Here is a 25,574-nt window from a genome sequence, read left to right on the forward strand (position 1 = left end):
CCATGAGGGAGGAGACCCGTGCCGGTGCGCCGGGTAGCGGGGCGGAGGAGCCGGTGCAGCGGCCTCCGGCCGAGGTGCGGTACGCCGACGAGCTGGCGGCGCTGCGGGCGGACGACCGTGATCCGCGTCCGCCGGGCTGGGAGCTGAGCCTGCGTGCGGCCCGCCGGTTCATCATCGGTGACGCGGACACGGGTATCGGCCGGAAGTTCGTCGGCAATCCCTCGCTGGTGGACCGGGCCCTGGTGACGCTGGCGACGAGCCGTGGGCTGATGCTGGTCGGCGAGCCGGGCACCGCCAAGTCGCTGCTCTCCGAGCTGATCGCGGCCGCGGTCAGCGGCGACTCGACGCTGACGGTGCAGGGCGGTGCGGCCACCACCGAGGACCAGATCAAGTACGGCTGGAACTACGCGCTGCTGGTCGCCGAGGGGCCCTCGCCCCGGTCGCTCGTCCCGGCCCCGATGCTGCGCGGCATGGCGGAGGGCAGGCTCGTCCGGTTCGAGGAGATCACCCGCTGTCCGCTGGAGGTGCAGGACTCGCTGCTGTCGCTGCTCTCCGAGCGGGTGGTGGCCATCCCCGAGCTGACGGGGCCGGACGGCATGGTCTTCGCCCGGCAGGGCTTCAATGTGATCGCCACCGCCAACACCCGGGACCGGGGCGTCAACGAGATGAGTGCGGCGCTCAAGCGGCGGTTCAACTTCGAGACGGTCTTCCCGATCCCCGACCTGGACACCGAACTGGCCCTGGTCGAGGCCGAGGTGACGACCCTGCTGCGGCGCTCGGGGGTGGAGCCGCCGCCGGACCGGGATGTGCTGGAGGTCCTGGTCGGAACGTTCCGGGAGCTGCGTGCGGGGGCCGGTGAGAAGGGCGGCGCCGGTTCGGACCGCCCGTCGGCGGTGATGAGCACGGCGGAGGCCGTGTCCGTCGCCCACGCCGTGGGGGTGCGCGGCTGGTTCCTGCGCGGTGAGCCGGGCAGTGCCGCGGATGTGGTGGCATGCCTGGCGGGTACCGCGGCGAAGGACAGCCCGGAGGACCTGGCCCGGCTGCGCCGCTATCTGGAGCAGCAGGTGCCGCGCCGTCGCGGACCGCAGTGGAAGGCCCTGCACGACGCACGCCATCTGCTGGCCGACTGATGTCCGCGGTGTTCCTGGGGGTGCGTCACCACTCCCCCGCCTGCGCACGGCTCGTCGAGCGGACCGTCGCGGAGCTCCGGCCCGCCCAGGTGCTGATCGAGGGGCCCGCCGAGATGAACGGCCGACTGGACGAGCTGCTGCTCGGGCACGAGCTGCCGGTCGCGGTGTTCAGCCACTACCGCGACGGGCAGCGGGCCGCGACGTCCTGGGCCCCGCTGTGCGACTACTCGCCGGAGTGGGTCGCGCTGCGGGCGGGGCGGGCGGCCGGGGCGGAGGTCCGGTTCATCGATCTGCCGGCCTGGCATCCGGCGTTCGCCGAGCGCACCAACCGCTACGCCGACGCGGAGGCCCGTTACGCGGAGGCGACGGAGCGGCTGTGCCGGCAGTTCGCGGTGGATTCCTCCGACGCCCTGTGGGACCGCCTGTTCGAGGTCGAGCCGGACGGCGGTCTCGCCGAACGGCTCGACGCGTACTTCGCGCTGGTGCGCGGTGACGCGGAGGCCGACGCGGGCGACCGGGCGCGGGAGACGTACATGGCCGCGTGGGTGCGGGCGGCGGTGGAGGCGGCCGGTGACCGGCCGGTCCTGGTGGTCACCGGTGGCTTCCACCAGCCGGCGCTCCGTGCGCTGACCGGGCCCGGTGCACGCGACGGGGCGGACGGCGACGGCTGGGAGCACGGCGCGGACGGGTGGCCGGTGGTGCCGGCCCCGCCGGACGACGCCATGGCCGGGAGCTTCCTGGTGCCGTACTCCTTCCGGAAGCTGGACGCGTTCGCCGGGTACCAGTCGGGGATGCCGTCGCCCGGCTACTACCAGCAGGTGTGGGAGGCGGGCCCCGAGGCCGCGGCGGACGGCCTGCTCCGGGTGGTCGTCGAGCGGCTGCGGGCACGGAAGTACCCGGTGTCCACCGCCGATCTGATCGCCGCCCGGAGCCTGGCCGAAGGGCTCACGGCCCTGCGCGGCCATCCGAGCCCGGCCCGGATCGATGTGCTGGACGGTCTGGCGGGCGCCCTGATCACGGATGACCTGGACCAGCCGCTGCCATGGACGGGCCGGGGCACGCTGACGGCGGGGGCGCATCCCGCGGTCGTCGAGATGGTCGCGGCCTGCGGCGGCGACCGCATCGGGCGGCTCCATCCGGACACCCCGGCGCCGCCCCTGGTGCACGACGTGGCGGCGCAGCTGGCCGCGCTGGGGCTGGACGGCGGCCCGGAGGCGACGTACCGCCTCGATCTGACGGACGCCGCCGAGCTGGAACGGAGCCGGGTGCTCCACCGGCTGCGGGTGCTGGGCATCCCCGGCCTGGAGCGGACCGCCGGTCCCACGCACGGTGTCGACCCGGTGTTCACCGAACGCTGGGAGGCGCGGCCCGTCCTGGGGCGCGAGGCCGCGCTGGTGGAAGCCGGGGCGTACGGAGCGACTCTGGCCGAGGCGGCAGCCGTCGCCCTCACCGGGCGGACGCGGGGCGGCGCGGCGGAGGCCGACGGTCTTGCGGGGGCACTGTTCGACGCCGTGCTGTGCGGGATGGGCGGTTTCTCGGAGCAGCTGCTCGGCGAACTTTCCTCCTGCGTACGCGAGTTGCAGGCCAGCGGCCCGCTCGGGGAGATACTCGCCACGGCTCTCGGTCTGTGGCGCCACGACCGGGTGTTCGGCATGGCGCGCGGTCCGCTGCTCGCGGCAGTGGTCGACGGGGCGACGGTGCGGCTGCTGTGGCTGCTGGAGGGTGCGCGAGGCTCGTCGGGGGTGGACTTCCCCCGGCTTCGGGCCGTGGTCGCGGTGCGTGACGCGGTGCTGCACGCACCGGAGTCGCTCTCCGTCACCCGGGAGGTCGCGACCGGGGTCGCGCGGCGGATCTCCGAGGATCCGCAGGCGCCGGTCGATCTGCGCGGGGCCTCGTTCGGGCTGGCCCGGTCCCTCGGCCGGGTCCCGGGATCCCCGGGCGTGTCCGGGGATCCGGCCGAGGCGGTGCGTGCGGTGGCGAGGGCCGGTGCGGATGCGCTCGGCGACTGGCTGGCCGGACTGTTCGCACTCGCCCGCGACGAGGTGACGGGCGTGGTGGGCGACGACGACGGCGATGGGCCGGGCGGTGGGGCCGAGTCGCTGATCGATGTGCTGGACGGCCTGGTCGGTGCGTTGTCCGACGACGAGTTCCTGTCCGGACTGCCCGCGCTGCGTCAGGCGTTCGCGTTCTTCCCGCCGCGCGAGCGGGACCGGATCGCCGCCCGTCTGCTGGAACGGCGCGGGGTGCGCGGCTCCTCGCGTTCCCTGCTGCGGACCACCGCGGATCCCCTGCTGATCGCCCGGGCCCGCGCTCTGGAGGAGTCCGTGTCCCGACTGCTGGCCCGCTACGAACTGGAAGCCACCCCATGACCACGCCCGAACAGGCACCCGGCCGGGCACCCGGGCCCGAGGAGGGGTCCGGCACGGCTCCCGACGCGGGGCTGGAGCGCTGGCGCCTGGTCCTCGGCGCCGCCGCCGAGCGGCACACCGGACAGCTGGGTCCGGCCGACGCCGGCCGGGACGCCGCACTCGACTGGCTCTACGGCCGCGACCCCGAGCTCACCCGCCGCGGGGTGCGCCGTTCCGGTTCGGCTCCCCGGACGGGCGGCGACGGACCGTCACCGGTGACCGCTGTCGACTGGCTCGACGACATCCACCGGCTCTTCCCGAAGGAGACCATCGAACGCCTGGAACGGGACGCCGTCGAGAAGTACGGCATCCAGGAGATCGTCACCGACCCCGCGGTGCTGGAGCGGGTCGAGCCGAGCCAGACGCTGCTGCGCGCCGTGCTGCGGACCAAGCATCTGATGAACCCACAGGTGCTGCGACTGGCCCGGCGCATCGTCGAGTCGGTGGTGAAACAGCTCCTGGACAGGCTCCGGCCGGAGATCCGCCGGGCGTTCCACGGCACCCGCTCCCGCAAGCCCAGCCGGGTCCCGCTGGCGAGGGACTTCGACTTCCGGCAGACGGTGAAGGCCAACCTCGCCCACTACCAGCCGGACGAACGGCGCCTGCTCATCGAGCGCGCCCACTTCCACTCCCGTACCCGACGCCATGTGACGCAGTGGCAGCTGATCCTGCTGGTCGACCAGTCGGGCTCGATGGCCGGATCGGTCATCCATTCCGCGGTGACCGCCGCGTGTCTGTGGGGCCTGCCCGGTCTCAAGACGCATCTGGTCGCCTTCGACACCCAGGTGGTGGACCTGACCTCCGACGTGACCGATCCGGTGGAGCTGCTGATGCGGGTCCAGCTGGGCGGCGGCACCGACATCGCACGGGCCGTGGAGTACGGCGCGGGTCTCGTGGAGAACCCGCGTCGCACCGTCGTCGCGCTGATCACCGACTTCTACGAGGGCGGCGACCCGTACCGGCTGGTGCGGGCGGTGCGGGGGCTGGTGGAGCAGGGCTCGACCGTGCTGGGGCTGGCCGCGCTCGACGAGGACGCCGACCCGGAGTACGACCGGGTGACGGCCGGGAAGCTCGCCGCGGCGGGGGCCCACGTCGGGGCGATGACGCCGGGCCGGCTCGCCGAGTTCGTCGCCGAGAGGCTGGGCCGATGACCGGGCCGGTGACCGCTGCGGGGAACGGCGCCGCCGTGCGCCCCGATCTGCTCGCCCTCACCCCGGATACGCTCGCGGCACTCGCCAACCGCGGCCTGGTCAAACGTGCCACGAAGGAGCTGGACGCGGGGACGGTGCCCGTGCTCACGACCGATCCGGACACCACGGTGCGAGCCAGGTTCGACGACGGCACCACCACGTCGCTGCCGCCCGGCACCGGTCTGGACGAGGGCGACTGCAGCTGCGCCGCACCGGGCGTGTGCCGCCATCTCATCGCCCTGGTCCTGGCCCATCAGCGCGGTGCCGAGGCCGATCCGGACAGCGCCCCCGCCGCGTTCACCGACTGGTCCCCGGGCAGCACCGACGACGACGCGCTCACCGACGCCGTCGGCACCCGTCCGGTCGCCTCGGCCCGGCGCACCTTCGACCGGGGTTATGCCGCCGTCGTGCACCGCCCGTCCCCCGATCACCCCGAGCCCCGGGTCGAACTCCCCACCTGCACGGTGCGTTTCCCGGTCCCCGGCGAGATCGCCTACGCGTTGACGGACGCGGCCGCCGCGCTGCGCGGTGAGGTGCTGGCGCTCGCGGTGTGGGCGTTCCGGGCCGCCGACGCCACTCGGACCGACGAGCGTTCCGTACCCGTCCAGGTCGGCGGCCGTGCCGCCGCGCCGTCCACTGCGCTGCCCGCGCTCGACGCGGCACTCGCACTGGTGGACGAGTTGCTGGCGGAGGGCGTGGCCCACGTCGGACCCGTGCACGGCGGAGCCCTCGCGCGTGCCGGTGCCGCGCTGACCGCCGGGTCGATGCACTGGCCGGCGGGTGCGATCGCCGAGCTGACCGACCAGCTCACGGCGTACGCCGACCGCACCGCCCAGTACCGCCCCGAGTCGGTCGCCGCCCTGCTCACCGAGGTGCACGCCCGGCGGCGGGCGGCCGCGCATCCCGGCGTGCTCGGCAGCCGCGAGGCCGGGGACACCCCGCTGCGCCGGGTCCGGCTGATCTCGCTCGGCTGCCGCGTCCACGGCAGCGGTCAGTCCCTGGTCTCCGAGGTGTACTTCGCCCACCCCGGCGCGGGCACCGTCCTCGTACTGCGCAAGACCTGGACGGCCCCCGATGGCAAGGAGCTCTCCGCGCACCGGCTGGCCACCCGTCGGGTCCTCGCCACCCCGCTGGCCTCGCTGGCCACCGGGAGCCTGGTCAGCGAGAGCGTCCGGCGCACCCCGAGCCATGCGCTGACGGTCTCCAGGGGCCGGCTCGGCACGACGACCATCACCCCGGTCGGCGCCGCCTGGACGGAACTTCCCGAGCCGTTGCTGGTACGGGATCTGACCGCCCTGACGGAAGGCTGGAGCAGCAGGCCGCCGCGGCTGATCCGGCCGCGGGTCGAGGCGGAGGCCGTCCATGTCGTCGCGCTGTCCGAGGTGGAGAGCGTCGGTTACGACCCCGCCGAGCAGCGGCTCGAAGCCGTGGTGCGCGACGCGTCGGGCAGCCGGGCGCTGGTGGTGTCGGAGTACCGCCCGGAGTGCCCCGGCGCGCTGGACGCCCTGGCCGATGCGCTGGAGGGCGGCGCCACGCACATCAGCGGTTCGCTGCACCGCTCCGGTGGTGGCGTGCGGATCGATCCGCTCGGGGTGCTCACCCCGGCGGGGACGGTCGTGCCCGATCTCGCCGCCGGTGACGGCGCCACGGCCCTGGCGGCGGTCGTACGACGGCCGTCCGATCCGCTGACGGCGGCGCTGGAGGAGGCGATATCCGCCATGTCGGCGGTGCCGCACAGCGGGCTGCGTCATCTGAACGTCCCCGCCCGCGCCCGGATCGACGAAGCGGCGACCGCACTGTCCCGCACCGGCCTGACGCGCGCCGCGATGCTGCTGCGCGCCTTCGTCGCGGCACTGGACGACGGGGCCCGGCCGGCCGAGGAGGCCCTCGCGACCCGTTCCGGGGCGTGGCTGGACGCCCAGCTCCACCTCCTGGTCAGCAGCGAGCTCCGCTCCTCGGGAACGGAGTCCACGACACCGCAACAGCTCCGGAGCCGCTACGGACGGTTCAGATAGGCGAGTTGGGGATGGACCTTGATGTAGCCGTCGACGAGGCGTCCCGCCACGGTCACCGAGTCGACCAGCGGGTGCAGGGCGAAGGCCTTCACGGCGGTGCTGCGGGAGCCGCTCGCCGCCGCGTCCAGCACCGCGCGCTCTACGGCCTTGACCGCGGTGACCAGCCCGACGGCGTGGTAGGGCAGCGGGTCGACGGCAACGGGGTGGGCGCCATTGGCGTCGACCAGGCACGGCACCTCGATGACGGCGTCCGCGTCGAGCACCGGGAGCGTGGTGCGGTTGCGGACGTTGAGGATGAGCGAGGTCCGTTCGTTGCGGGCGACGGCCCGCATGAGGGCGAGCGCCACCTGCTCGTAGCCGCCGGACTCCAGATCGCTCTCGTCCCGCTCGCCGACCCCGGCGACCTCCCTGTTCTCCGACATGTAGGTGGCTTCGCGCTCGGCGCGGGTGCGGTCCCAGGCGGACAGGGCGGGGGTGGCGGGGTCCTTCATCCGGGTGTAGAAACCCTCCTGCTGCTCGCGGAGGAAGGCGCCGCGGGTCTGCTCGGCGTCCTGGTAGGCGCGGACCGCTTCCCGGTTGAAGTAGTAGTAGTGCAGGTACTCGTTCGGGACGGCGCCCAGCAACCGCAGCCAGTCGGTGCCGAAGAGCCTGCCCTCCTCGAAGGAGCCGAGGAGTTCCGGGTCCGCGAGCAGCCTCGGGAGTTCGTCCCGGCCGTCGACGTACAGTCCGCGGACCCAGCCCAGATGGTTGAGCCCGACGTAGTCGATCCGGGCCCGGTCGGGGTCGGCGCCGAGCACCCGGGCGATGCGGCGGCCGAGCCCCACCGGCGAGTCGCAGATGCCGATGACCCGGTCGCCCAGGTAGTGGGACATGGCCTCGGTGACCAGGCCCGCCGGGTTGGTGAAGTTGATGACCCAGGCCTCGGGGGCGATCCGCGCGATGCGCTGGGCGAGGTCGACGGCGACGGGCACGGTGCGCAGTCCGTACGCGATGCCGCCCGCGCCGACGGTCTCCTGGCCGAGTACGCCCTCGTCGAGAGCGACCCGTTCGTCGGCCGCCCGGCCTTCGAGGCCGCCGACGCGGATCGCCGAGAAGACGAAGTCGGCGCCGCGCAGCGCCTCGTCGAGCTCGGTGGTGGCGGTGACGGCGGGTGCGTCCGGGACGCCGGCGGCCTGTTCGCCGAGCACCCGGGCCACGGCGGTGAGCCGGTCGGCGTCGGTGTCGTAGAGGGTGACCGCGGACACACGGCCTTCGGCGTGATCGGCGAGCAGCGCCCCGTACACGAGTGGAACCCGGAATCCGCCGCCGCCCAGAATTGTCAGCTTCACGCTTGTGCATGGTACGGGGGCGGGCCCGGTCCCGGGCCGAGCGACCTCGGGCGGCGGCGTTCACCCGGTGGCCGGGTACGGCGTACGGCCCGGTGGCCGCGGACCCGGAGGTCCTCCGCCACCGGGCCGTACGCCGGTGCCGCCTTCACTCCCGGAGGGCGTGTCGGGTCAGTTGCCGCCCCACCACCGGGAGACGGCCCGCCACAGCCTCGCCGGCGCGGACTCGCCGCGCTGCTGCGGGATCCCGCCGACGGCGGACGCGGCGGCGGGGCTCCCGGAGTCGTCGACGGCGGTGGCCGTGGATGTCGTACTCATCGGGGCGGTGGCCGAGACACGTCCGGGTGTGGGTGCGGTGTGCCGGACCGTCGACTGGACCTCCCAGTCCTGGCGCGGCAGGTTGGGCCTGCCCATGGACGGCGGTTCCTTGTCGTCCTGCGGCGGGCGGGAGGCGAAGTCGGCCGGCAGTTCCACCAGGTGCCGGCCCATGATGTTGCCGACCCAGCTCAGCTCGCTCTCCTCGACGGCGAGTTCGAGGTCGGGCAGCCGCATCAGCAGGGCGTCCACGCCGACGTCCGCGATGGCCCGTCCGATGTCCTGTCCGGGGCATTCGTGGGGGCCGCCGCTGAACGCGAGGTGGGCGCGGTTGCCTGCCATGTCGGAGCCCGGATCGGGCCGGACCACCGGGTCGGAGTTGGCCGGTGCGATGCCGACGATCAGCGCGTCGCCGGCCTTGATCTGCTTGCCGCCGAGTTCGGTGTCACCGACCGCCCAGCGGCCGAAGACCGCGGTGAACGGCGGCTCGTCCCACAGCGTCTGCTCGACCGCCTCGGGGACCGTCATGTGACCGCCGCTGAGCCTGGCCCGGAATCGCGGATCGGTGAGCACCATCCGCAGGACGTTGGCGATCAGGTTGGCGGTCGCCTCGTAGGAGGCGATGAGGATCAGCCGGAGATGCTCGCTGACCTCCGTGTCGTTCAGCCCGGCGGGATGCTCGGTGAGCCAGGTGGCGAAGTCGTCCGCGGGTTCGCGCCGGCGGCGCTGGACGAGCCGGGTCAGCGCGTCGAGCACATAGGCGTTGCTCGCGACGGCGGTCGCCGTGCCGCGGGTCATGTCGCGGGCGGCCTGGACCATCCGGTCGTTGTACTCCTCGGGCATGCCGATGATCGCGCACATCACCATCATCGGCAGCCGGTCGGCGAACTGGGCGACCAGGTCGACGCGGCCCTGCTGGCAGAAGTCGTTGACGAGCCGGTTGCTGTAGCGGTTGACGTGGCGGCGGACGCCGCGGGTGTCGATCCGGCCCATGCTGTCGGTGACCGCGCCGCGCAGACGCTCATGGGTGGACCCGTCGGCGAACACGCACACCGGCTGCCAGGTGAAGATCGGGGCCAGCGGGTGGTCCGGGGCGACGCTGCCGTCCTGCAGGGCCCGCCACCGCCGGGAGTCGCGGGAGAACTGCGAGGGGGTGCGGGTCATGTGCAGGTTCTCGCTGTGCCCGAGGACCAGCCAGGCGGGTACGTCCCCGTGCAGCAACACGGGGGCCACGGTGCCGTGTTCGGCGCGCAGCTTGTCGTAGAGCCCGTGGGGGTCCCGTTCGGCCTCCGGGCCGTAGAACCGGCGCACTCCGCCGGGGCCGATGCCTAGGCCGTGGGCCGGGCATTCGGGGGGCGGAACCGGCCCGGGGGCCGCTCCGGGCTCGTAGTGGAATGGGGTTGTCACGATCGCTCCAGGGATCAGGCCAAGTACCGGACGGACGGGGATGCGCGAGGGGGTGGTGCTACGGTCAGGCGAGCGGGAGGGCCAGACTGTGCAGATAGCGCATCAGGGTCATCAGCACATCGCGGCTGGAGCCGCGCAGTCGGGCGTCGCAGTCGATCATCGGGACCTCGTCGGGGAGGTCCAGGGCGCTCCGCAGCGCCTCGACGGGGTGCTTCGGGGCACCGGGGAAGGTGTTGATGGCGACGACGAACGGCACGCCGCGCTCCTCCAGTCTCCCGATGACGTCGAAGCTGACTTCGAGGCGCCGGGTGTCGACGAGGACCACCGCCCCGAGGGCACCTTCGAACAGCCCGTTCCACAGGAACCAGAACCGTTCCTGGCCCGGGGTGCCGAACAGATAGAGGATCAGCTCCTCACTGATGGAGATCCGGCCGAAGTCCATGGCGACGGTGGTGGCGGTCTTGCTCTCCACGCCGAAGTTGTCGTCCACGCCGACACCGGCCTGGGTCATGGTCTCCTCGGTGGTCAGCGGCCGGATCTCGCTGACGGAACCGACCATGGTCGTCTTGCCGACCCCGAACCCGCCGACGATCACGACCTTCACCGCGGCTGTCGCCGTGGTGGGAAGGACGTCCTCGTGCCGGGGGCCGGTGATCGCGTCAGAGCTTCTGAAGTCCATGCATCACCGCTTCGAGAAGGGACCTGTCCGGGAGAGTGGCGCGGACGATGGGTGCGCGCGATTCGATGAGCTCGGCAGCGAGGAGTTCGGTGAGGAGCGAGGTCACCACGCTGAAGGGCAGACCGAGGTATGCCGAGATCTCGGCGACGGATAACGGTGCCTGACAGAGCCGCAGGATCACGGCCTGCTCGGGCTGGACCGTCGGTGACGGCTCTGCCTGGGCGACGATCATCGTGACCAGGTCGAGCTGCGCCCTCTCGCTGCCGTCGGGATCGCCGCTGATCACGTACAGCCGTTCCGGATCGCTCAGTGCCGGATCGGCCTTTCGGCGTTCTCGTCGGGGAGAGCTCATCCGGCCTGCCCGTCATGGCGCGGCGGACTCGTCAGGTGGGCACCGATCCTGACGACCATGTCCCGCATCCGCGAGCCGACGAGGCCCGCGTCGACCGTCTCACCGGCGAGCACCGCGAGGTAGGCGCCCGTTCCGGCGGCCATCAGGTAGAAGAAGCCGCCGGTGACCTCGATGACGACCAGCCGCATGAGCCCGTCGCTGTAGGGGATCTCGGAGGCGACGGCGGCGGCCAGGCTCTGCAGTCCGGCGCAGGCCGCCGCGAGGCGGTCGGCGACATCGGGGTCGCCGCCGTGCCGGGCGATGCGCAGACCGTCGGCGGAGAGCACCACGATCTGGTGGATGTCCGGTACGTCGTCGGCCAGTTCCTTGAGCATCCAGTCCATGTTTCCCCGCTGCTGGATCACTTCAGGTCTCCCTTGTCCCACGCATCGTCAGAGTCTTCGTCGGTCTTCGGGTCCTGCGGCACACCGTTGACCGCGTTGGTGAAGGCCTCCAGCCAGAGTCCGGGCGGCTGTTCCTTGCCGCCGGATCCGCCGGGCCCGTGACCGTTGGTGTGGCCGTTGGCGTGGCCGTTGGTGTAGCCGTTGCGCTGGCCCGCGGTGGGGTCGGCGGGCTGGGCCGGGAGGTTGTGCGAGCCGAGGGGCGCCCTGCCGCGGCTGCGGCGCTGCGGGAGCCCGCCCGCGGTCCATTCGGTCACCACGGGGACGTCGTCCTCCATGGCGGCTGCGGGAAGGGCCGGCCGGGTGGCGGGTGCGACCGGCCCGGTGGCGGGTCGCTGGGCCACGGGGGTACGGGGCTTGCGGCGGCGGGCCGGCACGACGTGCTTCATCGCCTCCTGGTCGATGTCGCTGGTGGGCCTCGACGTGGCACCGATGCCGTGGGCGATGCCGGGAGCGGGTCCGGTGGTGATCATGGCGCGGGGCACGATGAGCACGGCGCGGACACCGCCGTACGCGGACTGCCGCAGCGAGACCTGGAGGTCGTACATCCGCGAGAGCCGGCCGACGACGGCCATGCCTAGGCGCGGGGACTCGCCGAGGTCGTTCATGTTGGAGCCGGCCTGGGCCCTGGCGAGCATGTTCTCGGCCCGCGAGCGGGCCTCCTCGCTGAGCGAGACGCCGCCGTCCTCGATCTCGATGGCGATGCCGGTCTGCACCTCGACGGCGGTGACGTGCACCCGGGTCTGCGGGGGCGAGTAACGGGTGGCGTTGTCGAGGAGTTCGGCGCAGGCGTGGATGAGCGGCTCGACGGCGGTGCCGATGATGGCGACCTTGGCGATCGAGTGCAGATCGACGCGGGGGTATTCCAGGATCCGCGACATGGCGCCGCGCAGCACGCTGAACAGCGGTACGGGCTTGGGCCACTGACGGCTGGGACGGGCGCCGCCGAGTACCGCGATGGAGTCGGCGAGGCGGCCGATCAGCGCGGTGCCGTGGTCGATGCGGAGCAGGTCGTCGAAGACGTCGGGGTTGCGCCCGTGGTGCTCCTCCATCTCGCGCAGTTCACTCGCCTGGCGGTGGACGATCGCCTGGACGCGCCGGGCGACGTTGACGAAGGCGCGCTGCGCGGAGTCACGCATCGCCTCTTCGTTGTCGATGATGTGCAGCACCGTGTAGACGAGGGTGCGCTGGGCGTCGGGCAGGTCGCGGTACAGCTCGTCCGCGTCGACGACGTCGCGGAGCACCTCTTCGGGCGAATTGCCCACGCGCAGACGGTGGATGGCGGCCGGCAGGAGCTCCTTGCTGATCCGCACGGTCTCGTCGTCATGGGTGGCGATGCGCCGCTCCAGGTCGGCGAAGCGCCGTTCGTACACCGCGCGCTGGGCACGCAGTTCGCGTGCCCGGCGGGCGAGTTGGACGCTCAGGGCGGCTACCACGACGGTGGCGACGGCACCGCACCAGACGACTGGTATCCGCGCGGCCGTGGAGACCAGTGCCGCCGCGGCGGCGGTGGCGCCGCCCATCAGGAACACGGGCAGCAGCACGGCGCGAGCGACGGAGGGTTCTCGGTCGATCGGCGGTGATTCAACACGAACCATCTAAGACCTCTGGCGGTTGATTCGGGAGGTATGCACACTTGCAGGGGCAGTCGGGAACAAGCGCTCGAATTCATATCAACTCGACTTCACTGCGCGTGAGCTTAGTCAGATCGAATCAGTGCTTCGGCACATTCACCCAACCCCCTGCGCGAGCGCTCCAGCGGTAATACACTCACGAGTTTTTGCACGCACCGCCGTCATGCATGCACAAGGAGTTACAGCAGAAGTGATTCGACACCAGGACAAGATGCTCGTACCGGAGAACGGGACAACATACGGTTACTTCAAGCGAGTTCGGGGATTTTGACCCTGCCGTGCATGCGCATCCGTCCCTTGATGCAGGACAGACGCACATGTGATCGAACCGGATCGAAAGCAGCGCATTCATGACTCGGTGGCGGGTGGACGGTGCGGTCACCGAACTGACGGACGGTACGGACCGGCATCCCGCGCACCGCCGAGCGCACCTGGACCGAAGGGGAACCGACACACCATGGGCTCGAATCGCGGCTACACCATCGAATCGCTGGACACCGGGCTCCGGTTGATGCAGCTCTTCCTCATCCACGACACGCTCACCGTCTCCGAGGCCGCCGAACTGCTCTCCGTGGGCCGGTCCACCGCGCACCGGGTCCTCAGCACCCTGGAAGGACGGGGCTTCGCGACGCGGGACTTCTCCGGCCGCGGCTACTCGGCCGGGCCGGAGCTGGTCCGGCTCGGCAGCCCGGCGGGATTCGGCCCGGCCGACCGTGAACGGCTCGCGGCGGTGCTGGACGACGCGGCGCTGCGCACCGGCGAGACCGTGCAGTGCACCGCGCTGATCGGTGACCGGATCATCGTCACCGACGGCCGCGAGTCCGCGCAGCCGGTACGGGTGATGCCGGAACCCGGCAGCACGCACCCCGCCCACGCCACGTCGGGCGGGAAGTTGCTGCTCTCCCGCATGGCGCCGGAACAGGTCTGCTCGCTCTACCCGCACGAGGAGCTGCCCGCGGCCACGCCGTCCACCGTCACCTCGCGCTCCGCGCTGCTCGCCGAGCTCCAGGAGATCCGCTCCGCCGGATACGCACTCAGCCGCGGGGAGTCGGTCCGGGGCATGAACACCGTGGCCGTACCGCTGACCGGGGCGAGCCGGCGTGACCGGCTCGCCCTGATGGCATCGGCACCCGCCGATCGCGGCGACGACACGGCGCTCGTCCGCCGCGCCGGAGAACTCCACCTGTCCGCCGCACTGTTGGGCGAGGTCTGACCGGTCCCGGCCGCTCGGCCACGGGCGAGCGCGCGCCGGAGCGGACCGCCGGAGTGCGCCGTCCCGCTCCGGCGGTCCGCTGCGGTGACCCGCCTTCCGCCCGGGTGGCTACATCCGGAGTTCGATGGCGTGCGCCTCCACCAGGGCGGCGATCCGTGCGAGAACGCCGTCCGCGGGCCGTGGCTCCAGCCGGGCCCCGTCGCGCAGCCGCAGCGCCACCTGTCCCCCGGCGGCTTCCCTCGCCCCGATGACCGCCTGGCAGGGCACCAGTCGGGCTTCCCGGATGCGGGCGCCGAGGGTGCCGCGTCCCGGTCCGGCGATCTCGGCCCGCAACCCCAGGTCTGCGCATTGCCGGGCGAGCGCCTCGGCGTCCGGCAGTTCGGCGTCCGAGATCGGGAGGATCGCCAGCTGGGTGGGGGCGAGCCAGGCGGGGAAGGCCCCGCCGTGCACCTCGATCAGATGGGCGACGGCTCGCTCCACACTGCCGATGATGCTGCGGTGGATCATGACCGGCCGGTGTTTCGCACCGTCGGCGCCGATGTAGTGCAGGTCGAACCGGCCCGGCTGATGGAAGTCGATCTGGACGGTGGAGAGGGTGAACTCCCGGCCGGACCCGTCGACGACCTGGACATCGATCTTGGGACCGTAGAACGCGGCCTCGCCCTCGGCCGCCTCGTACGGCACTCCCGAGCGGTCGAGTACCTCGGTCAGCAGGGCGGTGGACTTCTGCCACATCCCGGGATCGTCGACGTACTTGCCCCCCGCGCCCGGGAGGGAGAGCCGGTAGCGGGCCGCGCTGATGCCCAGTGCCCGGTACGCCGCGTCGATCAGCTCCAGGGCGGCGCGCGCCTCCTCGGCCACCTGGTCCGGGGTGCAGAAGATGTGCGCGTCGTTCAGCTGGATGGAACGCACCCGGGTCAGTCCGCCGAGCACGCCGGAGAGCTCGGAGCGGTACATGCCGCCCAGCTCGGCCATGCGCAGCGGCAGTTCGCGGTAGCTGTGCGAGCGGGAGCGGTAGATGACGGCGTGGTGCGGACACAGGCTCGGCCGCAGCACGACCTGTTCCCCGCCCAGGTCCATCGGCGGGAACATGTCGTCGCTGTAGTGCGACCAGTGCCCGGAGATCTCGTACAGCTCCCGCTTGCCGAGCACCGGCGAGTACACATGCCGATATCCGGCCCGCCGTTCGGCGGTGCGGACGTATTCCTCCAGGGTGTGGCGCACGGCGGCGCCGTCGGGCAGCCAGTAGGGCAGTCCCGCGCCGATCAGCGGGTCGGTGTCGAACAGGCCCAGTTCGCGGCCGAGCTTGCGGTGGTCGTGCATGGCGGTCTCCTCGCGGTCGTCGGGCGGGTGACCGCAGGGCGAAGCCCCGGGGCACTCGCCCCGGGGCTTCTCACTGCACAGCTGTCAGCGCGCCGGGACACTCTCCGGCGTCGTCGTCATGGCAGCGCGCTTCATGCGGCGGACGCTAGCAGCGGTGCACCACCGTCCGCACGGCATTTTTCCCGGTGCCGTGGGCACGGACCCGCGTGCCGCCCCGGACCGGCGCCGGTTCAGCGCCGACCGCCGCCGATCCGCCCCTCCAACTGCAGCAGCAACTCGCTGAGCTGGGCGCTGAGCTGTGCACGGGACTGCTCGTCGAGACCGGACAGCACCGCGCGTTCGTACGCGAGCTGCCGGGGCAGCAGCATGTCCACCAGCGCGCGCCCCTCCTCGGTGAGGCGGATGTGGTTGACCCGGCGGTCGCGGTCGTCGCCGCGGCGGTCGACGAGACCGCGTTCCTGAAGGACCCGCAGCCGCTTGGTGACGGCGGCGCCGGACGAGAACGTCTCCCTGGCCAGTTCGCCGGGGGTGAGTTCGCGGTCGGTCCGGCGTACGGCACCGAGCAGGTCGAACTCGGCCCGGGTCAGCCCGGCCTCGCGCAGCGGGGCGTCCTCGGCCTGCTGGAGCAGGGCCGCGCAGCGGTTGATGCGGCCGATGAGCTCCATCGGTCCGGTGTCCAGTTCCGGGTTGACGGCCTGCCACTGCCGTACCACCGTGGCGACGATGTCGTCGGTCACACCGCTCCGTTCTCCGGGGCGCGGGCGATCGGCCCCCGCCGTGTTGCTGTAGCGGCGAGCGTACGGTGTCCGGCCTGCTCGGCCGCGAGGACCCGCTCCTGGGGCAGGGCGCGCTGCCACCATTCGCCCGCCGCCGTGTCGTCGGCCTCGCGCAGTTCGACGAGCGATCCGGTCAGCCTGCGGCGGGCGGCGTCGAGCGCGGCGGGCGTCGGCTGCGGGGCGGCCAGTGCGTGTACGGCGTGGGCGCGGGCCAGGTCGGTGGCGGCGAGCGCCTTCTCCAGGCGTCCGGCGGCGCGGCGGTTGGTCACCAGCATGGCGGCGAGGATGCCCACCCCGGCGCCGATGACGGTGTCCAGGACCCGGTCGCCGATGAGTTCACCGGCCGGGTGGGTGCCGCCGAATTCCAGGACCAGCAGTGCCATCGGGGTGACGGCGACGGAGCCGAGCCAGTAGTTCCGGGTGATCAGGGCCTCGGCCGCGAAGCCGAAGAACAGGCAGAAGCCGATGAGGGCCAGCGGGCCGGTGCGGCTGACCGGGAGGATCGCGGCGAAGACGAGGACACCGAGCAGATTGCCGAGGGTGCGCTGGAGGGCCCGGTTCCAGGACAGGGTCACATTGGCCTGGTACAGGGAGGCGGCGGTGACGATCGCCCAGTAGGGGCGGCCGACGCCGGCCGCCTGGGAGACGTAGCCGGCCAGGGCGCAGCCGACGAGGGTGCGGGCGCCGATGGGCAGCAGCGGGGAGCCCGGGGCGAGGCTGCGCAGCAGCGCGCGGCGGGCCTCGCGGCGGCTTGTGCCGCGGGCGGCCCGTTCGGCATCGATGCCGAAGAGTTCCTCCGTCGTGCCGGGGGCGGGCGGCGGTGTGGGGACGGGGCCCCGGGCGCGGGTCCGCCGGGCCCAGGCGCGGAGCTGTTCCGGGTCGGGGGCGGGAGCGGGGAGGGCCGGTACGTCGCCGAGGGTGCCTGCGGCGAGGGCGGCTTCGGCGTGCACGACGAGCCGTTCGAGTGACCGGCGTACGGGCGAGGGGCGTCCGGCGGCGAGCAGGGTCTGCCAGGCCGCGTGCACGGTGGCGGCCGCGGCGTGCCGGGTGCGGTGGCCGGGGTCGGTGAGGTACGCCGCGGCGGCGTCGAGGGCGCGGGCCGTCGCCCGGCGCTCCGGACCCTCCCGGCGGACGAGCGCGGGGCCGGCCGTGACCAGCCAGGCGATGGCGCCCGCCGCCAGGGTCAGCGCGAGATGGCCGGGCACCTGGCCCGGATGCTGTGGGACGAAGAGGGCGGCGGAGGTGACGAAGGTGAAGATCACCGGTCCGGGCGGGCCGATGCGGGTGGCGTCGCAGAGCGTCTTCTGCGCCGCCGCGAGCAGCGCCCCCACCGCGATCAGTACGGCGGTGGACCCGGTGAGAGAGGCCGCGACCAGGGATATCGCCAGGCCGACGACCATGGAGACGACGACTCCGGCGACGGCGCGGGCACGCCGGGCGTACGGCAGGTTGTGGCCGTACAGCGCGCAGAGCGAACCGGCCATCGTGTACATCACGAGGTCGAGCCGGTCGATGGCGAACAGCACCAGATCCGGTACGGCGGTGGCGACGACCACGCTCAGTGCCGGTTTGAACCACATGTCCGAGGGCCGGGCGAGGCGCAGCGGGGCCGCCAGCGGGAGTCTGCGGGCGGAGGGCCGCCGGGACCGGGTAGTTGTATCACTCACCCAAATATTTTAGCAGGTATTACACTCGTAAAACATTTTTCCCCGATGGCCGCACCCTGCCCGAGGCCATAGCGTTCAACTGCGCGAGGACCGGCAGCCGCAGGCCCACGTGCGTGTCCACGCAGCCACGGAGGAACCGAATGAAGCTCACCGAACCGGTGACCGGCGGCCCCTGCTGGGTCGAGCTGAGTACCCCCGACATCCCAGCAGCCAAGTCGTTCTACACGGCACTCTTCGGCTGGCGCCCGGAGACCGACCCGCGCGAGGAGGCGGGCGGCTACACGATGGCGCACCTCGGCGACGCACGCGTGGCCGCGCTCAGCCCGGTCTACCAGCCCGGTCAGCCGACCGCCTGGACGGTCTCCTTCGCCACGGACGACACGGACGGCACCGTCGAGCGGGTGAAGTCGGCGGGCGGCTCGCTCCTGGTCGGCCCGATGGACGTGTTCGACCAGGGCAGGTTCGCGGTGGTCGCCGATCCGTCCGGTGCGGTGTTCTCGCTGTGGCAGGGGCGCGCCTTCGCCGGTGCCGAGCGGCTGAACGACCCCGGCGCGCTCGGCTGGGTCGAGCTCGTCACCCGCGAGGCCGACCCGGCCCTCGCTTTCTACCCCGCGGTCTTCGGGTGGACGGTGAACGCCGCGTCGGACCGGTACACGCAGTGGGGCGTGGCCGGTGAGGACTTCGGCGGGATGCTGGTCATGGACGACCGGTTCCCGCCGGAGGCACCGCCGAACTGGCTGCCGTACTTCGCCGTGGCGGATGTCGACGCGACGGCCGCCACGGCCCAGGGTGCGGGCGGCGAACTGCTGATGCCGCCGACCGACATCCCCGACGGGCCGCGGATCGCGGTCGTGCGGGACCCGCAGGGTGCGGTGTTCGGCATCCACCGGATGGGCGGCGAAGGCTAGGGTCTGTCCTGCGGATCATGGCCGGGGTCTTCTGGAGTTGAGTCGATGTACGAGAGCGATGCCGGACTGCTCGCCCCCGGGCGGGCCGGCTTCCCCGCCGAGACGGCCACCGGCGACAGCGCCTTCCTGCAGGCGATGCTCGACGCCGAGGCGGCGCTCACCCGTGCCCAGTCCGAGTGCGGGCTCGCCCCCGCGGGGGCGGGGCAGGCGGTGACGGCCGCGGCGGCCGACACCGGCCGGTTCGACGTACGGGATCTGGCGCTGCGCGCACGCGCGGGCGGCGATCCGGTCATCCCGCTGGTCATGGACCTCGTCGCCGCCGTGTCGCCGGACAACCGGCCGTTCGTGCACCGGGGCGCGGCCAGCCAGGACATCCTCGACACCGCCGCCATGCTGGTCGCCGCACGCACCCTGGCTCCGCTCCTGGACGACCTGGCGCGGACCGCGGACGCGGTGGCCCGGCTCGCCACCGTGCACCGCAACACCCCGATGGCCGCCCGGACCCTCACCCAGCACGCCGTGCCGACCACCTTCGGGCTCAAGGCGGCGGGGTGGCGGGCGCTGATCCTCGACGCGAGGGACCGCCTCGCGGCCGTACGGGAGTCGCTTCCCGTTCAACTCGGCGGCGTGGCGGGAACGCTGGCCGCCTTCGAGGCGTACGCGCCCAGCGAGGACATCGACGCGATCGATCCGGGACTGCCCCTGATCCAGGCGTTCGCGAGCGAACTCGGCCTGGCCGAACCGCTGTTGCCGTGGCACACCCTGCGCACCCCGATCGCGGACCTGGCGGGCGCGCTCGCCTTCACCGCGGGTGCGCTCGGCAAGACGGCGGCCGATGTGCTCAGCCTTTCCCGGACCGAGATCGGTGAGGTCGCCGAGGGGCAGGGCGACGACTCGTCCGCCATGGCGCACCTGGCCGGTCCGGTGCACGCCACGCTGATCGCGGCGGCCGCCCGTCGCGCCCCGGGGCTGGCGGCGACGCTGTACGGATCGCTCGCCGCCGAGGACGAGCGGCCGGCCGGGGCTTGGCACGCCGAGTGGGAGCCGCTGCGCGAGCTGCTGCGGCTCGTCGGCGGGGCCGCGCGCTGCGCCGCCGAACTCACCGGGGCCCTGCGCGTCGTCCCGTACGCCATGCGGGAGAATCTCCAGCTCACCGACGGGCTGATCGTCTCGGAACGGCTGGCCGCCGTGTTCGCCGAACGGATCGGCCGCAAGCGCGCCCAGGAGGTTCTGGCCGGCGCCGCCGACCGGGCCCGCGCGGAGACCACGGACCTGTCCGACGTCCTCGCCGACGTGCTCGACGAGGAGCCCGAACTCGCCGGTCTCGACCTGGGCGAACTGACCGACCCCGCCCGCTACACCGGCTGCGCGGGTGCCCTCACCGATCGCGCGCTCGATCGCGGCTGACCGGCCCCGTCGCCGCGCCGAACCCCGCGCTCACCGGACCAGCCGGCCCTCGCGGGCGATGATTCGGCCCTCGCGTACGACCAGGGACGGGACCGGGCGGTCCACCACGGCCTCGGGCAGCGACCCCGCGGCCACCAGGACGAAGTCGGCCGGGTCGCCGGTCTCCAGCCGGGAGGCGGGCAGTCCGAGCAGGGCGGCGCCGCCCTGCGCCACCGCCTCGTAGCAGGCGGCGAGTTCGGCATCGGTGCGGGCATCCGTGCGGTACGCGAGCAGATGGGCCCGCGCGATCATGTCGCCGTCACCGAACGGCGTCCACGCATCGCGCACACCGTCCGAGCCGACGGCAAGCCGCACACCGTGCGGGGTGAGCCGCGCGGGGTCCAGGACGGGGTCACCGCCCAGCGCGCACGTGACCAGGGAGACACCGGCCCCGGCCAACAGCGCGGCGACGGACTCGTTCCCGGCGCCGTCCAGCTCGGCGACAGCGAAGGCGTGGCCGAGGGTGACATGTCCCTGCATCCCCGCCGCGACGGTACGCCGGGCGATCTCGGTGACCTGGCGGATGCCTGCCGGTCCGCCGTCGTGCAGATGGATGTCGAGCGGTACGCCCTTGCGGGCGGCCAGCCCGAACACGAAGTCCAACTGGCCCTCCATGTCACCGTCGATGCCGATCGGATCGAGGCCGCCGACCACATCGGCGCCCTCGGACAGGGCCTGCTCCATCAGTTCGGCGGTGCCGGGCTCGCTCAACAGACCGAGCTGGGGGAAGGCGACGATCTGGACGTCGATGAGGTCCTTGCGGGCATCGGCCGCCGCCCGCACTCCATGCACTCCGGACAGGCCGTGGACGGGGGCGACATCCACATGGGCCCGCATGGCGCGGGTGCCACGGGCGATGGCCCGGTCCATGAGGGCCCCGACCCGCTCCGCCACCGGATCCGTGAAGGCGGTCCTGGCCCGTACGTCGCCCTCGATCAGGTCCCGGAGCGTTTCGGCAGGTTCACGGCTCAGCCAGGGCCCGCCCCAGGTCGACTTGTCGGGGTGGATGTGCGCGTCGACGGGCGAGGGCAGGGCGAGGGCTCCCCGGGCGTCCACGGTCGCGCAGCCGTCGGGCAGCTCCGCGGGGTCGTACGCGGCGATCCGGCCCTCGGAGACCAGCAGGTCACGGATGCGCCCGTCGGCGCAGCGGACGGCGGTGAAGAGGACATGGGGGCGGGCGGGGGCGGGCGTCGCCATGGGGCGGTGGTCTCCTTCGGTGGTGCGTGACGTGGTGCGCGGGTCGGTCGTCCGGGTCAGGGCCGGCGCCGGGGGCCGGGATCCGCGGGTTCGGCAACAGGGGCCGTGCCGGCGGCGAGCATCTGCATCGCGGTCTCGCGCGTCCCGGCCACATGACGGCGGGCGATACGTTCCGCCGCCTCGGCGTCACCGCTGCGGATCGCCTCGTAGAGCAGTTCGTGCTCCCCGCACATCATGGGACCGTCGCCCGGCTCGGAGGTGAGGCTGAACAGGCGGCGCAGCCGCCCGTCGAGCGGTGCCATCAGGCCCTGGAGCAGCGGATTGCCGGACATGACGACGATCTGCTGATGGAAGTCGGCATGGACCGAGCCCAGTTCGCGGGTCCGGCGGGAGGAGTCGGCGGCGCGGCGGGCCCGTTCCAGCAGCTTCTCCAGGGTGCGCAGGCCGGCCCGGTCGGCGCGCTGGGCGGCCAGCGCGGCCGCCAGCGCCTCCAGGTGTTCCCGGATGTCGAAGAAGTCCGCGGCCTCGGCCGGGCCGAGCGGGGCGACGAACGCGCCCTTGCGCGCCTGCGCCGCGATGAACCCCTCGGTCTCCAGCCGCTGGATCGCCTCCCGTACAGGGATACGGGACACGCCCAGCTCGTCCGCGAGTTCCCGCTCGACGACCCGGTGCCCGGAGGGGTAGCGGCCGTCGATGATCCGCTCGCGCAGTTCCACATAGACCTGGTCGCGCAGCGACTGATGTGCCGCACCGATGGTGCCGGTGGCGATGGGGCCGGCGGTTCGGCTGCTGCTCATGGACTCGCTTCCTGCCCGTCGGAGCCGGTCTCTTTCCGGCTCCCGTGCCGCGATCATCGCAGATTCCGGAAACCTTCCGTACCCCCTTGCTTGGTATTCGGTATACCAGATAGCTTGAGCGCCGCGCCCAATCCGGCCGCCCTGAACTGGTCTTTTCCGCCGACCCATGCCTGGAGCAGGCATCGCCTTCGGCGTCCAGCCGCCCGTTCGCACCTGAGGAACCACCGATGACGCAACCCTCGACGGCCGTCCCGCCGCCCGCCTCCCCCGCCTCCCCCGCCTCGGCCCCCGAGGCCCTCCGGGATACCGCCCCGCCTTCCGGCGGTCCGTCCGGAAGCCTCGCCAAGGGGCAGATCGGCACCTTCGATCTGGTCTTCTTCGTCGTCGCGGCGGCCGCACCGCTGACCGTGCTGGCCGGTGTCGCACCGTTCGCCATCGGGATCGGCGGTCCGGGCACCCCGCTCGGCTATCTGGTCTCCGGTGCGCTGCTGGTGCTCTTCGCCGCCGGGTTCACCGCGATGAGCCGCTACGTGCGCAACGCCGGGGCCTTCTACGCGTACGTGGCCCGAGGGCTCGGCCGTACGCTCGGTGTCGCCACGGCCTACCTGGCGACGCTTTCGTACAACCTCATCGCCCCCGGTGTCGCCGCCGGGTTCGGCTACTTCGCCTCGACGACCCTGAGCGATCTCACCGGTGCGGAACTGCCCTGGTGGCCGCTGGCGACGATCTGCGTGCTGGGCACCGGGGTACTGGGCTGGCTGCGGGTCACACTGAGCGCGAAGGTGCTGGGGGTGGCGCTGGTCCTGGAGGTCCTGGTGCTGCTGGTGATGGACGTCGGGGTGCTGGCGGACCGGGGGACCGCCGCCCTGGACGTCACGTCCTTCGACCCGTCCGTGCTGACCTCCTCGGGCGGCATGGCGGGGATGTTCGTCCTGGTCATCGGCGCGTTCACGGGCTTCGAGGCGACCGCGATCTACGCCGAGGAGGCACGTGACCCGGAGCGCACGGTGCCCCGTGCCACCTTTGTCGCGATCGGATTCCTGGCGCTGTTCTACGCCGCCGGGGTGTGGATCCTGATGGGCAGCTTCGGCACGGACGAGTCGGTCTCGATGGCCCGCTCCTCGGACGGCCCGCAGCTGACGTTCCACGCGGCCGACCGGTTCGTCGGCCCGTGGCTCGCCGACTCCATGCATGTGCTGATCGTGGTCAGCGCGTTCGCCGCGACCCTCGCCTTCCACAACGCCGCGGCCCGCTACCTCTACGCCCTGGGCCGCGAGGGTCTGCTGCCGCGCCGGCTGGGCCGGGTGTCGCCCCGGCAGGGCTCACCGGTGGCGGCGGTCGTCGTGCAGACCGTCTTCGGCCTGGTGATCGTCGTGGGCGGTGCCCTGATCGACGCGGATCCGTACGCCGAGATCTTCCTGTGGACCAACAGCACCGGCGTGCTCGGCATCATGATCATGCAGGCGCTGGCCGCGCTCGCCGTCTGCTTCTTCTTCCGCCGGGAGCGGCGTGGCATGTCGGTCTGGCGGGTCGCGGTCGCACCGCTGATCGCCTTCGTGGGTCTCGCGCTCCTGTCGGTGCTCGCGATACTCCACTTCGACCTGCTCACCGGGCGCACGGGTGCGGTCAATGTGGCGCTGCTGCTGCCGCTGCCGGTGGTGCTCGTGGCCGGGGCCGTGGTGGCGCTGCGCATCAGGCGCGCCGACCCCGGACGGTACGCGCGGCTCACCGAGGTGGACGTGGAACGGGACTGAGCGGCGCGGCTCGGCGGGGACGACGCGAACGGCGTGCACCGCCCCGGCCGCGGTCAGCCCTTCGCGTCGTCCCCGCGGAGCCTGGCGTGCAGATGCATGTCGTGCCAGCCGTCGGCGTGCAGCTGGGAGTGGCGCCGGGTGCCCTCCAGGGCGAACCCCGTCTTGGCCGCCACCCGGCAGGACGCCTCGTTCAGCACGGAGTGCTCAATCTCCAGCCGCTCGAACCCGATCTCGTCGAACGCCCAGCGCGCGAGCGCCGAGACGGCCCGCGGCGCCACGCCCCGTCCGCGGGCGGCCGGCAGCACCCAGTAGGCGCATTCCGCCTGGCCGCCCTCCGGGATCAGTGAGCGGAGCGAGATCCGGCCGAGGACTTCCCCGATTCCGTCACCCGCCCCCTGGGGACGCACGACGGCCCAGTGGGCCGCGGTCTCGCCGTGCCAGGCCTTCTGCCACTGCTCGATCCAGCCGCGCGCCTCGTCCTCGCTGTCGGCCCGGCGCATGTGCCAGCGCTGGATAGCCGGATCGGAGAAGGCGGCGACGACCGACGGGGCGTCCGCGCACCGCCACGGCCGCAGAAGCAGGTCGTCGGCGACGGCGAGAGCCGGTTGGGCGGAGTCCGCGAGGCGACCCGGGGGAATGTGGGGCGGCACCAAGTACGGCATGGGCGCATCATGGCACGGGGCGGAAGCCGTCGCGGCCGTTCGCGCGCCGGTCGGCCCGTACCCGCCCGGTCTGCCTGCCCGTCAGCCGACCTGCCCGCCCGTCGGCCCGTCCGTCAGCCGGCCTGCTCGTCGGTCGCCCGTATGTGGTCGGCGATGCCGGTCTTCGCGGCGGAGATGCACGCGGGGCTGCCGGTTTGGGTCCGCACGGTCTTCGGCAGCGGCGTGACCGCCGGGGCGCTGGCCGCGGTGGTCCTCGCGGCCGTGTTCGGCCGGCTCGGGCCGAGGGAGGAGAAGCCGCGGGCGGAACCGGTGGAGGAGCCCTGCCCGGGGCCGAGGTGGGCTCCGCCCCGTGACGTCCCGCTGCCCCGGGTGCCCCCTTGCACGGACGATCGTGCGAGGGGGCACCCGTACGACATCCGCCCGGTCCGCCCCCTCCCACCCCTCTTTGAAACTTCACACACCGCGTACGATGACGGGATGACCGGGCTGAGCGAAGCGACGCGCCGACGGACGCAGGGCACCTGCGCGTCGGCCGTGTTCGGCTGGCTGTTCGTGCTCTTCGCCATGGTCTCGTGCTGCTCGATCACGGCCCCGGCCGCGCACGCCTCGGCCGCCGAGCCGACGGCCGTCGCCCGGACCATCACGCCCACGCACCAGGCGCTCGCGCGCATCGTGGTGGCCGACTCCCCCGAGGACCGGGGCATGGGCAGCTCCTGCCACGGAAGCTCCGAGCACTCGACCCCGGTCGTGCTGCCCGGCCAGAGCGCACCCGCCGCCCTCCCCGGCACGACCGTCACCGTTCCTGTCGCCCCGCTCACCGGCGCCGCCGCGATCCGCGGCCCGTCCAACGACGCCGTGCGGGAAGTCGACCATCTCCGTCTGCAGGTTCAGCGGATCTAGAGGCAGGCCCCGTTCCCCGCGACACCCGGGGAACGG

At 72.9% G+C, this 25,574-nt stretch carries 22 protein-coding genes; 9 read left to right on the forward strand and 13 right to left on the reverse strand.

Annotated elements, in window-relative coordinates; translation table 11 throughout:
- The first annotated feature begins 2 nt into the window (after positions 1-2).
- From OG842_RS05980 to OG842_RS05995, 4 genes are read left to right on the forward strand one after another with little or no spacing between them, the layout of a single operon-like run.
- Complete coding sequence (locus tag OG842_RS05980; protein WP_266733452.1) at positions 3-1,130, forward strand: ATP-binding protein; 1,128 nt, start codon at positions 3-5, stop codon at positions 1,128-1,130.
- Positions 1,130-3,499 carry a DUF5682 family protein gene (locus OG842_RS05985; RefSeq protein ID WP_266728112.1) on the forward strand — a complete coding sequence of 790 codons (2,370 nt, stop codon included), beginning with the start codon at positions 1,130-1,132 and terminating at the stop codon, positions 3,497-3,499. The genes OG842_RS05980 and OG842_RS05985 overlap by 1 nt, the downstream gene beginning before the upstream one ends.
- Positions 3,496-4,689, forward strand: coding sequence for a VWA domain-containing protein (locus OG842_RS05990; protein WP_266728114.1), 1,194 nt, complete (start codon positions 3,496-3,498; stop codon positions 4,687-4,689). Before OG842_RS05985 ends, OG842_RS05990 begins: the two co-directional genes overlap by 4 nt.
- The gene (locus tag OG842_RS05995) at positions 4,686-6,743 is read left to right on the forward strand and encodes a hypothetical protein (RefSeq protein ID WP_266728116.1); all 2,058 of its coding nucleotides are present in this window, start codon (positions 4,686-4,688) and stop codon (positions 6,741-6,743) included. The genes OG842_RS05990 and OG842_RS05995 overlap by 4 nt, the downstream gene beginning before the upstream one ends.
- Here OG842_RS05995 and OG842_RS06000 read toward each other — a convergent pair.
- The 6 genes from OG842_RS06000 to OG842_RS06025 all read right to left on the reverse strand — a co-directional run bounded on the left by OG842_RS06000 (position 6,725) and on the right by OG842_RS06025 (position 12,859).
- Positions 6,725-8,071 (reverse strand): 6-phospho-beta-glucosidase, encoded by a 1,347-nt coding sequence (locus OG842_RS06000; protein WP_266728118.1) that lies wholly within the window; start codon positions 8,069-8,071, stop codon positions 6,725-6,727. The two genes, OG842_RS05995 and OG842_RS06000, sit on opposite strands and share 19 nt — an antisense overlap.
- Positions 8,072-8,239: 168 nt before the next feature.
- Complete coding sequence (locus OG842_RS06005) at positions 8,240-9,790, reverse strand: cytochrome P450 (RefSeq protein ID WP_266728120.1); 1,551 nt, start codon at positions 9,788-9,790, stop codon at positions 8,240-8,242.
- 64 nt (positions 9,791-9,854) lie between these two features.
- On the reverse strand, positions 9,855-10,469 hold the full coding sequence (locus OG842_RS06010) for a GTP-binding protein (RefSeq protein WP_266728122.1): 615 nt from the start codon (positions 10,467-10,469) through the stop codon (positions 9,855-9,857).
- Positions 10,450-10,821 (reverse strand): DUF742 domain-containing protein, encoded by a 372-nt coding sequence (locus tag OG842_RS06015; RefSeq protein WP_266728124.1) that lies wholly within the window; start codon positions 10,819-10,821, stop codon positions 10,450-10,452. The genes OG842_RS06010 and OG842_RS06015 overlap by 20 nt, the downstream gene beginning before the upstream one ends.
- Positions 10,818-11,225 (reverse strand): roadblock/LC7 domain-containing protein, encoded by a 408-nt coding sequence (locus OG842_RS06020; RefSeq protein ID WP_093896207.1) that lies wholly within the window; start codon positions 11,223-11,225, stop codon positions 10,818-10,820. The genes OG842_RS06015 and OG842_RS06020 overlap by 4 nt, the downstream gene beginning before the upstream one ends.
- The gene (locus OG842_RS06025) at positions 11,222-12,859 is read right to left on the reverse strand and encodes a sensor histidine kinase (protein WP_266728126.1); all 1,638 of its coding nucleotides are present in this window, start codon (positions 12,857-12,859) and stop codon (positions 11,222-11,224) included. The genes OG842_RS06020 and OG842_RS06025 overlap by 4 nt, the downstream gene beginning before the upstream one ends.
- Positions 12,860-13,352: 493 nt before the next feature.
- Between OG842_RS06025 and OG842_RS06030 the strand changes: the two genes are divergently transcribed.
- Positions 13,353-14,108: an IclR family transcriptional regulator gene (locus OG842_RS06030; protein WP_266728128.1), complete on the forward strand. Its 756-nt coding sequence runs from the start codon at positions 13,353-13,355 to the stop codon at positions 14,106-14,108.
- Between the two features lie 108 nt (positions 14,109-14,216).
- Here OG842_RS06030 and thrS read toward each other — a convergent pair whose 3' ends face one another.
- The 3 genes from thrS to OG842_RS06045 form a co-directional block, all read right to left on the reverse strand.
- Positions 14,217-15,431, reverse strand: coding sequence for a threonine--tRNA ligase (thrS, locus tag OG842_RS06035; protein ID WP_266728130.1), 1,215 nt, complete (start codon positions 15,429-15,431; stop codon positions 14,217-14,219).
- Between the two features lie 230 nt (positions 15,432-15,661).
- Positions 15,662-16,168, reverse strand: coding sequence for a MarR family winged helix-turn-helix transcriptional regulator (locus OG842_RS06040; protein WP_266728132.1), 507 nt, complete (start codon positions 16,166-16,168; stop codon positions 15,662-15,664).
- On the reverse strand, positions 16,165-17,874 hold the full coding sequence (locus tag OG842_RS06045) for an FUSC family protein (RefSeq protein WP_266728134.1): 1,710 nt from the start codon (positions 17,872-17,874) through the stop codon (positions 16,165-16,167). The genes OG842_RS06040 and OG842_RS06045 overlap by 4 nt, the downstream gene beginning before the upstream one ends.
- Before the next feature lie 140 nt (positions 17,875-18,014).
- Here OG842_RS06045 and OG842_RS06050 point away from each other — a divergent pair, with 140 nt between their 5' ends.
- Positions 18,015-18,782 (forward strand): VOC family protein, encoded by a 768-nt coding sequence (locus OG842_RS06050; protein ID WP_266728136.1) that lies wholly within the window; start codon positions 18,015-18,017, stop codon positions 18,780-18,782.
- A gap of 45 nt (positions 18,783-18,827) precedes the next feature.
- Positions 18,828-20,189, forward strand: a complete 1,362-nt coding sequence (gene pcaB / locus OG842_RS06055) for a 3-carboxy-cis,cis-muconate cycloisomerase (RefSeq protein WP_266728138.1) — start codon at positions 18,828-18,830, stop codon at positions 20,187-20,189.
- A gap of 30 nt (positions 20,190-20,219) precedes the next feature.
- Here pcaB and OG842_RS06060 read toward each other — a convergent pair whose 3' ends face one another.
- A complete protein-coding gene (locus OG842_RS06060; RefSeq protein WP_266728140.1) occupies positions 20,220-21,425 on the reverse strand; it encodes an amidohydrolase in 1,206 nt (401 codons plus the stop codon).
- A gap of 56 nt (positions 21,426-21,481) precedes the next feature.
- Positions 21,482-22,222, reverse strand: a complete 741-nt coding sequence (locus OG842_RS06065; protein ID WP_266728142.1) for a GntR family transcriptional regulator — start codon at positions 22,220-22,222, stop codon at positions 21,482-21,484.
- A 227-nt stretch (positions 22,223-22,449) separates the two neighbouring features.
- Here OG842_RS06065 and OG842_RS06070 point away from each other — a divergent pair, with 227 nt between their 5' ends.
- Positions 22,450-23,976, forward strand: coding sequence for an APC family permease (locus OG842_RS06070; RefSeq protein ID WP_266728144.1), 1,527 nt, complete (start codon positions 22,450-22,452; stop codon positions 23,974-23,976).
- Between the two features lie 53 nt (positions 23,977-24,029).
- On the opposite strand, the gene OG842_RS06075 is transcribed toward OG842_RS06070, so the two are convergent.
- A complete protein-coding gene (locus OG842_RS06075; protein WP_266728146.1) occupies positions 24,030-24,638 on the reverse strand; it encodes a GNAT family N-acetyltransferase in 609 nt (202 codons plus the stop codon).
- A 113-nt stretch (positions 24,639-24,751) separates the two neighbouring features.
- Complete coding sequence (locus OG842_RS06080) at positions 24,752-25,021, reverse strand: hypothetical protein (protein WP_266728148.1); 270 nt, start codon at positions 25,019-25,021, stop codon at positions 24,752-24,754.
- 94 nt (positions 25,022-25,115) lie between these two features.
- Here OG842_RS06080 and OG842_RS06085 point away from each other — a divergent pair, with 94 nt between their 5' ends.
- The gene (locus tag OG842_RS06085; RefSeq protein ID WP_266728150.1) at positions 25,116-25,538 is read left to right on the forward strand and encodes a hypothetical protein; all 423 of its coding nucleotides are present in this window, start codon (positions 25,116-25,118) and stop codon (positions 25,536-25,538) included.
- The last annotated feature ends 36 nt before the right edge of the window (positions 25,539-25,574 follow it).

Origin of the sequence: Streptomyces sp. NBC_00376 (assembly GCF_036077095.1) — a bacterium.
GTDB lineage: Bacteria > Actinomycetota > Actinomycetes > Streptomycetales > Streptomycetaceae > Streptomyces.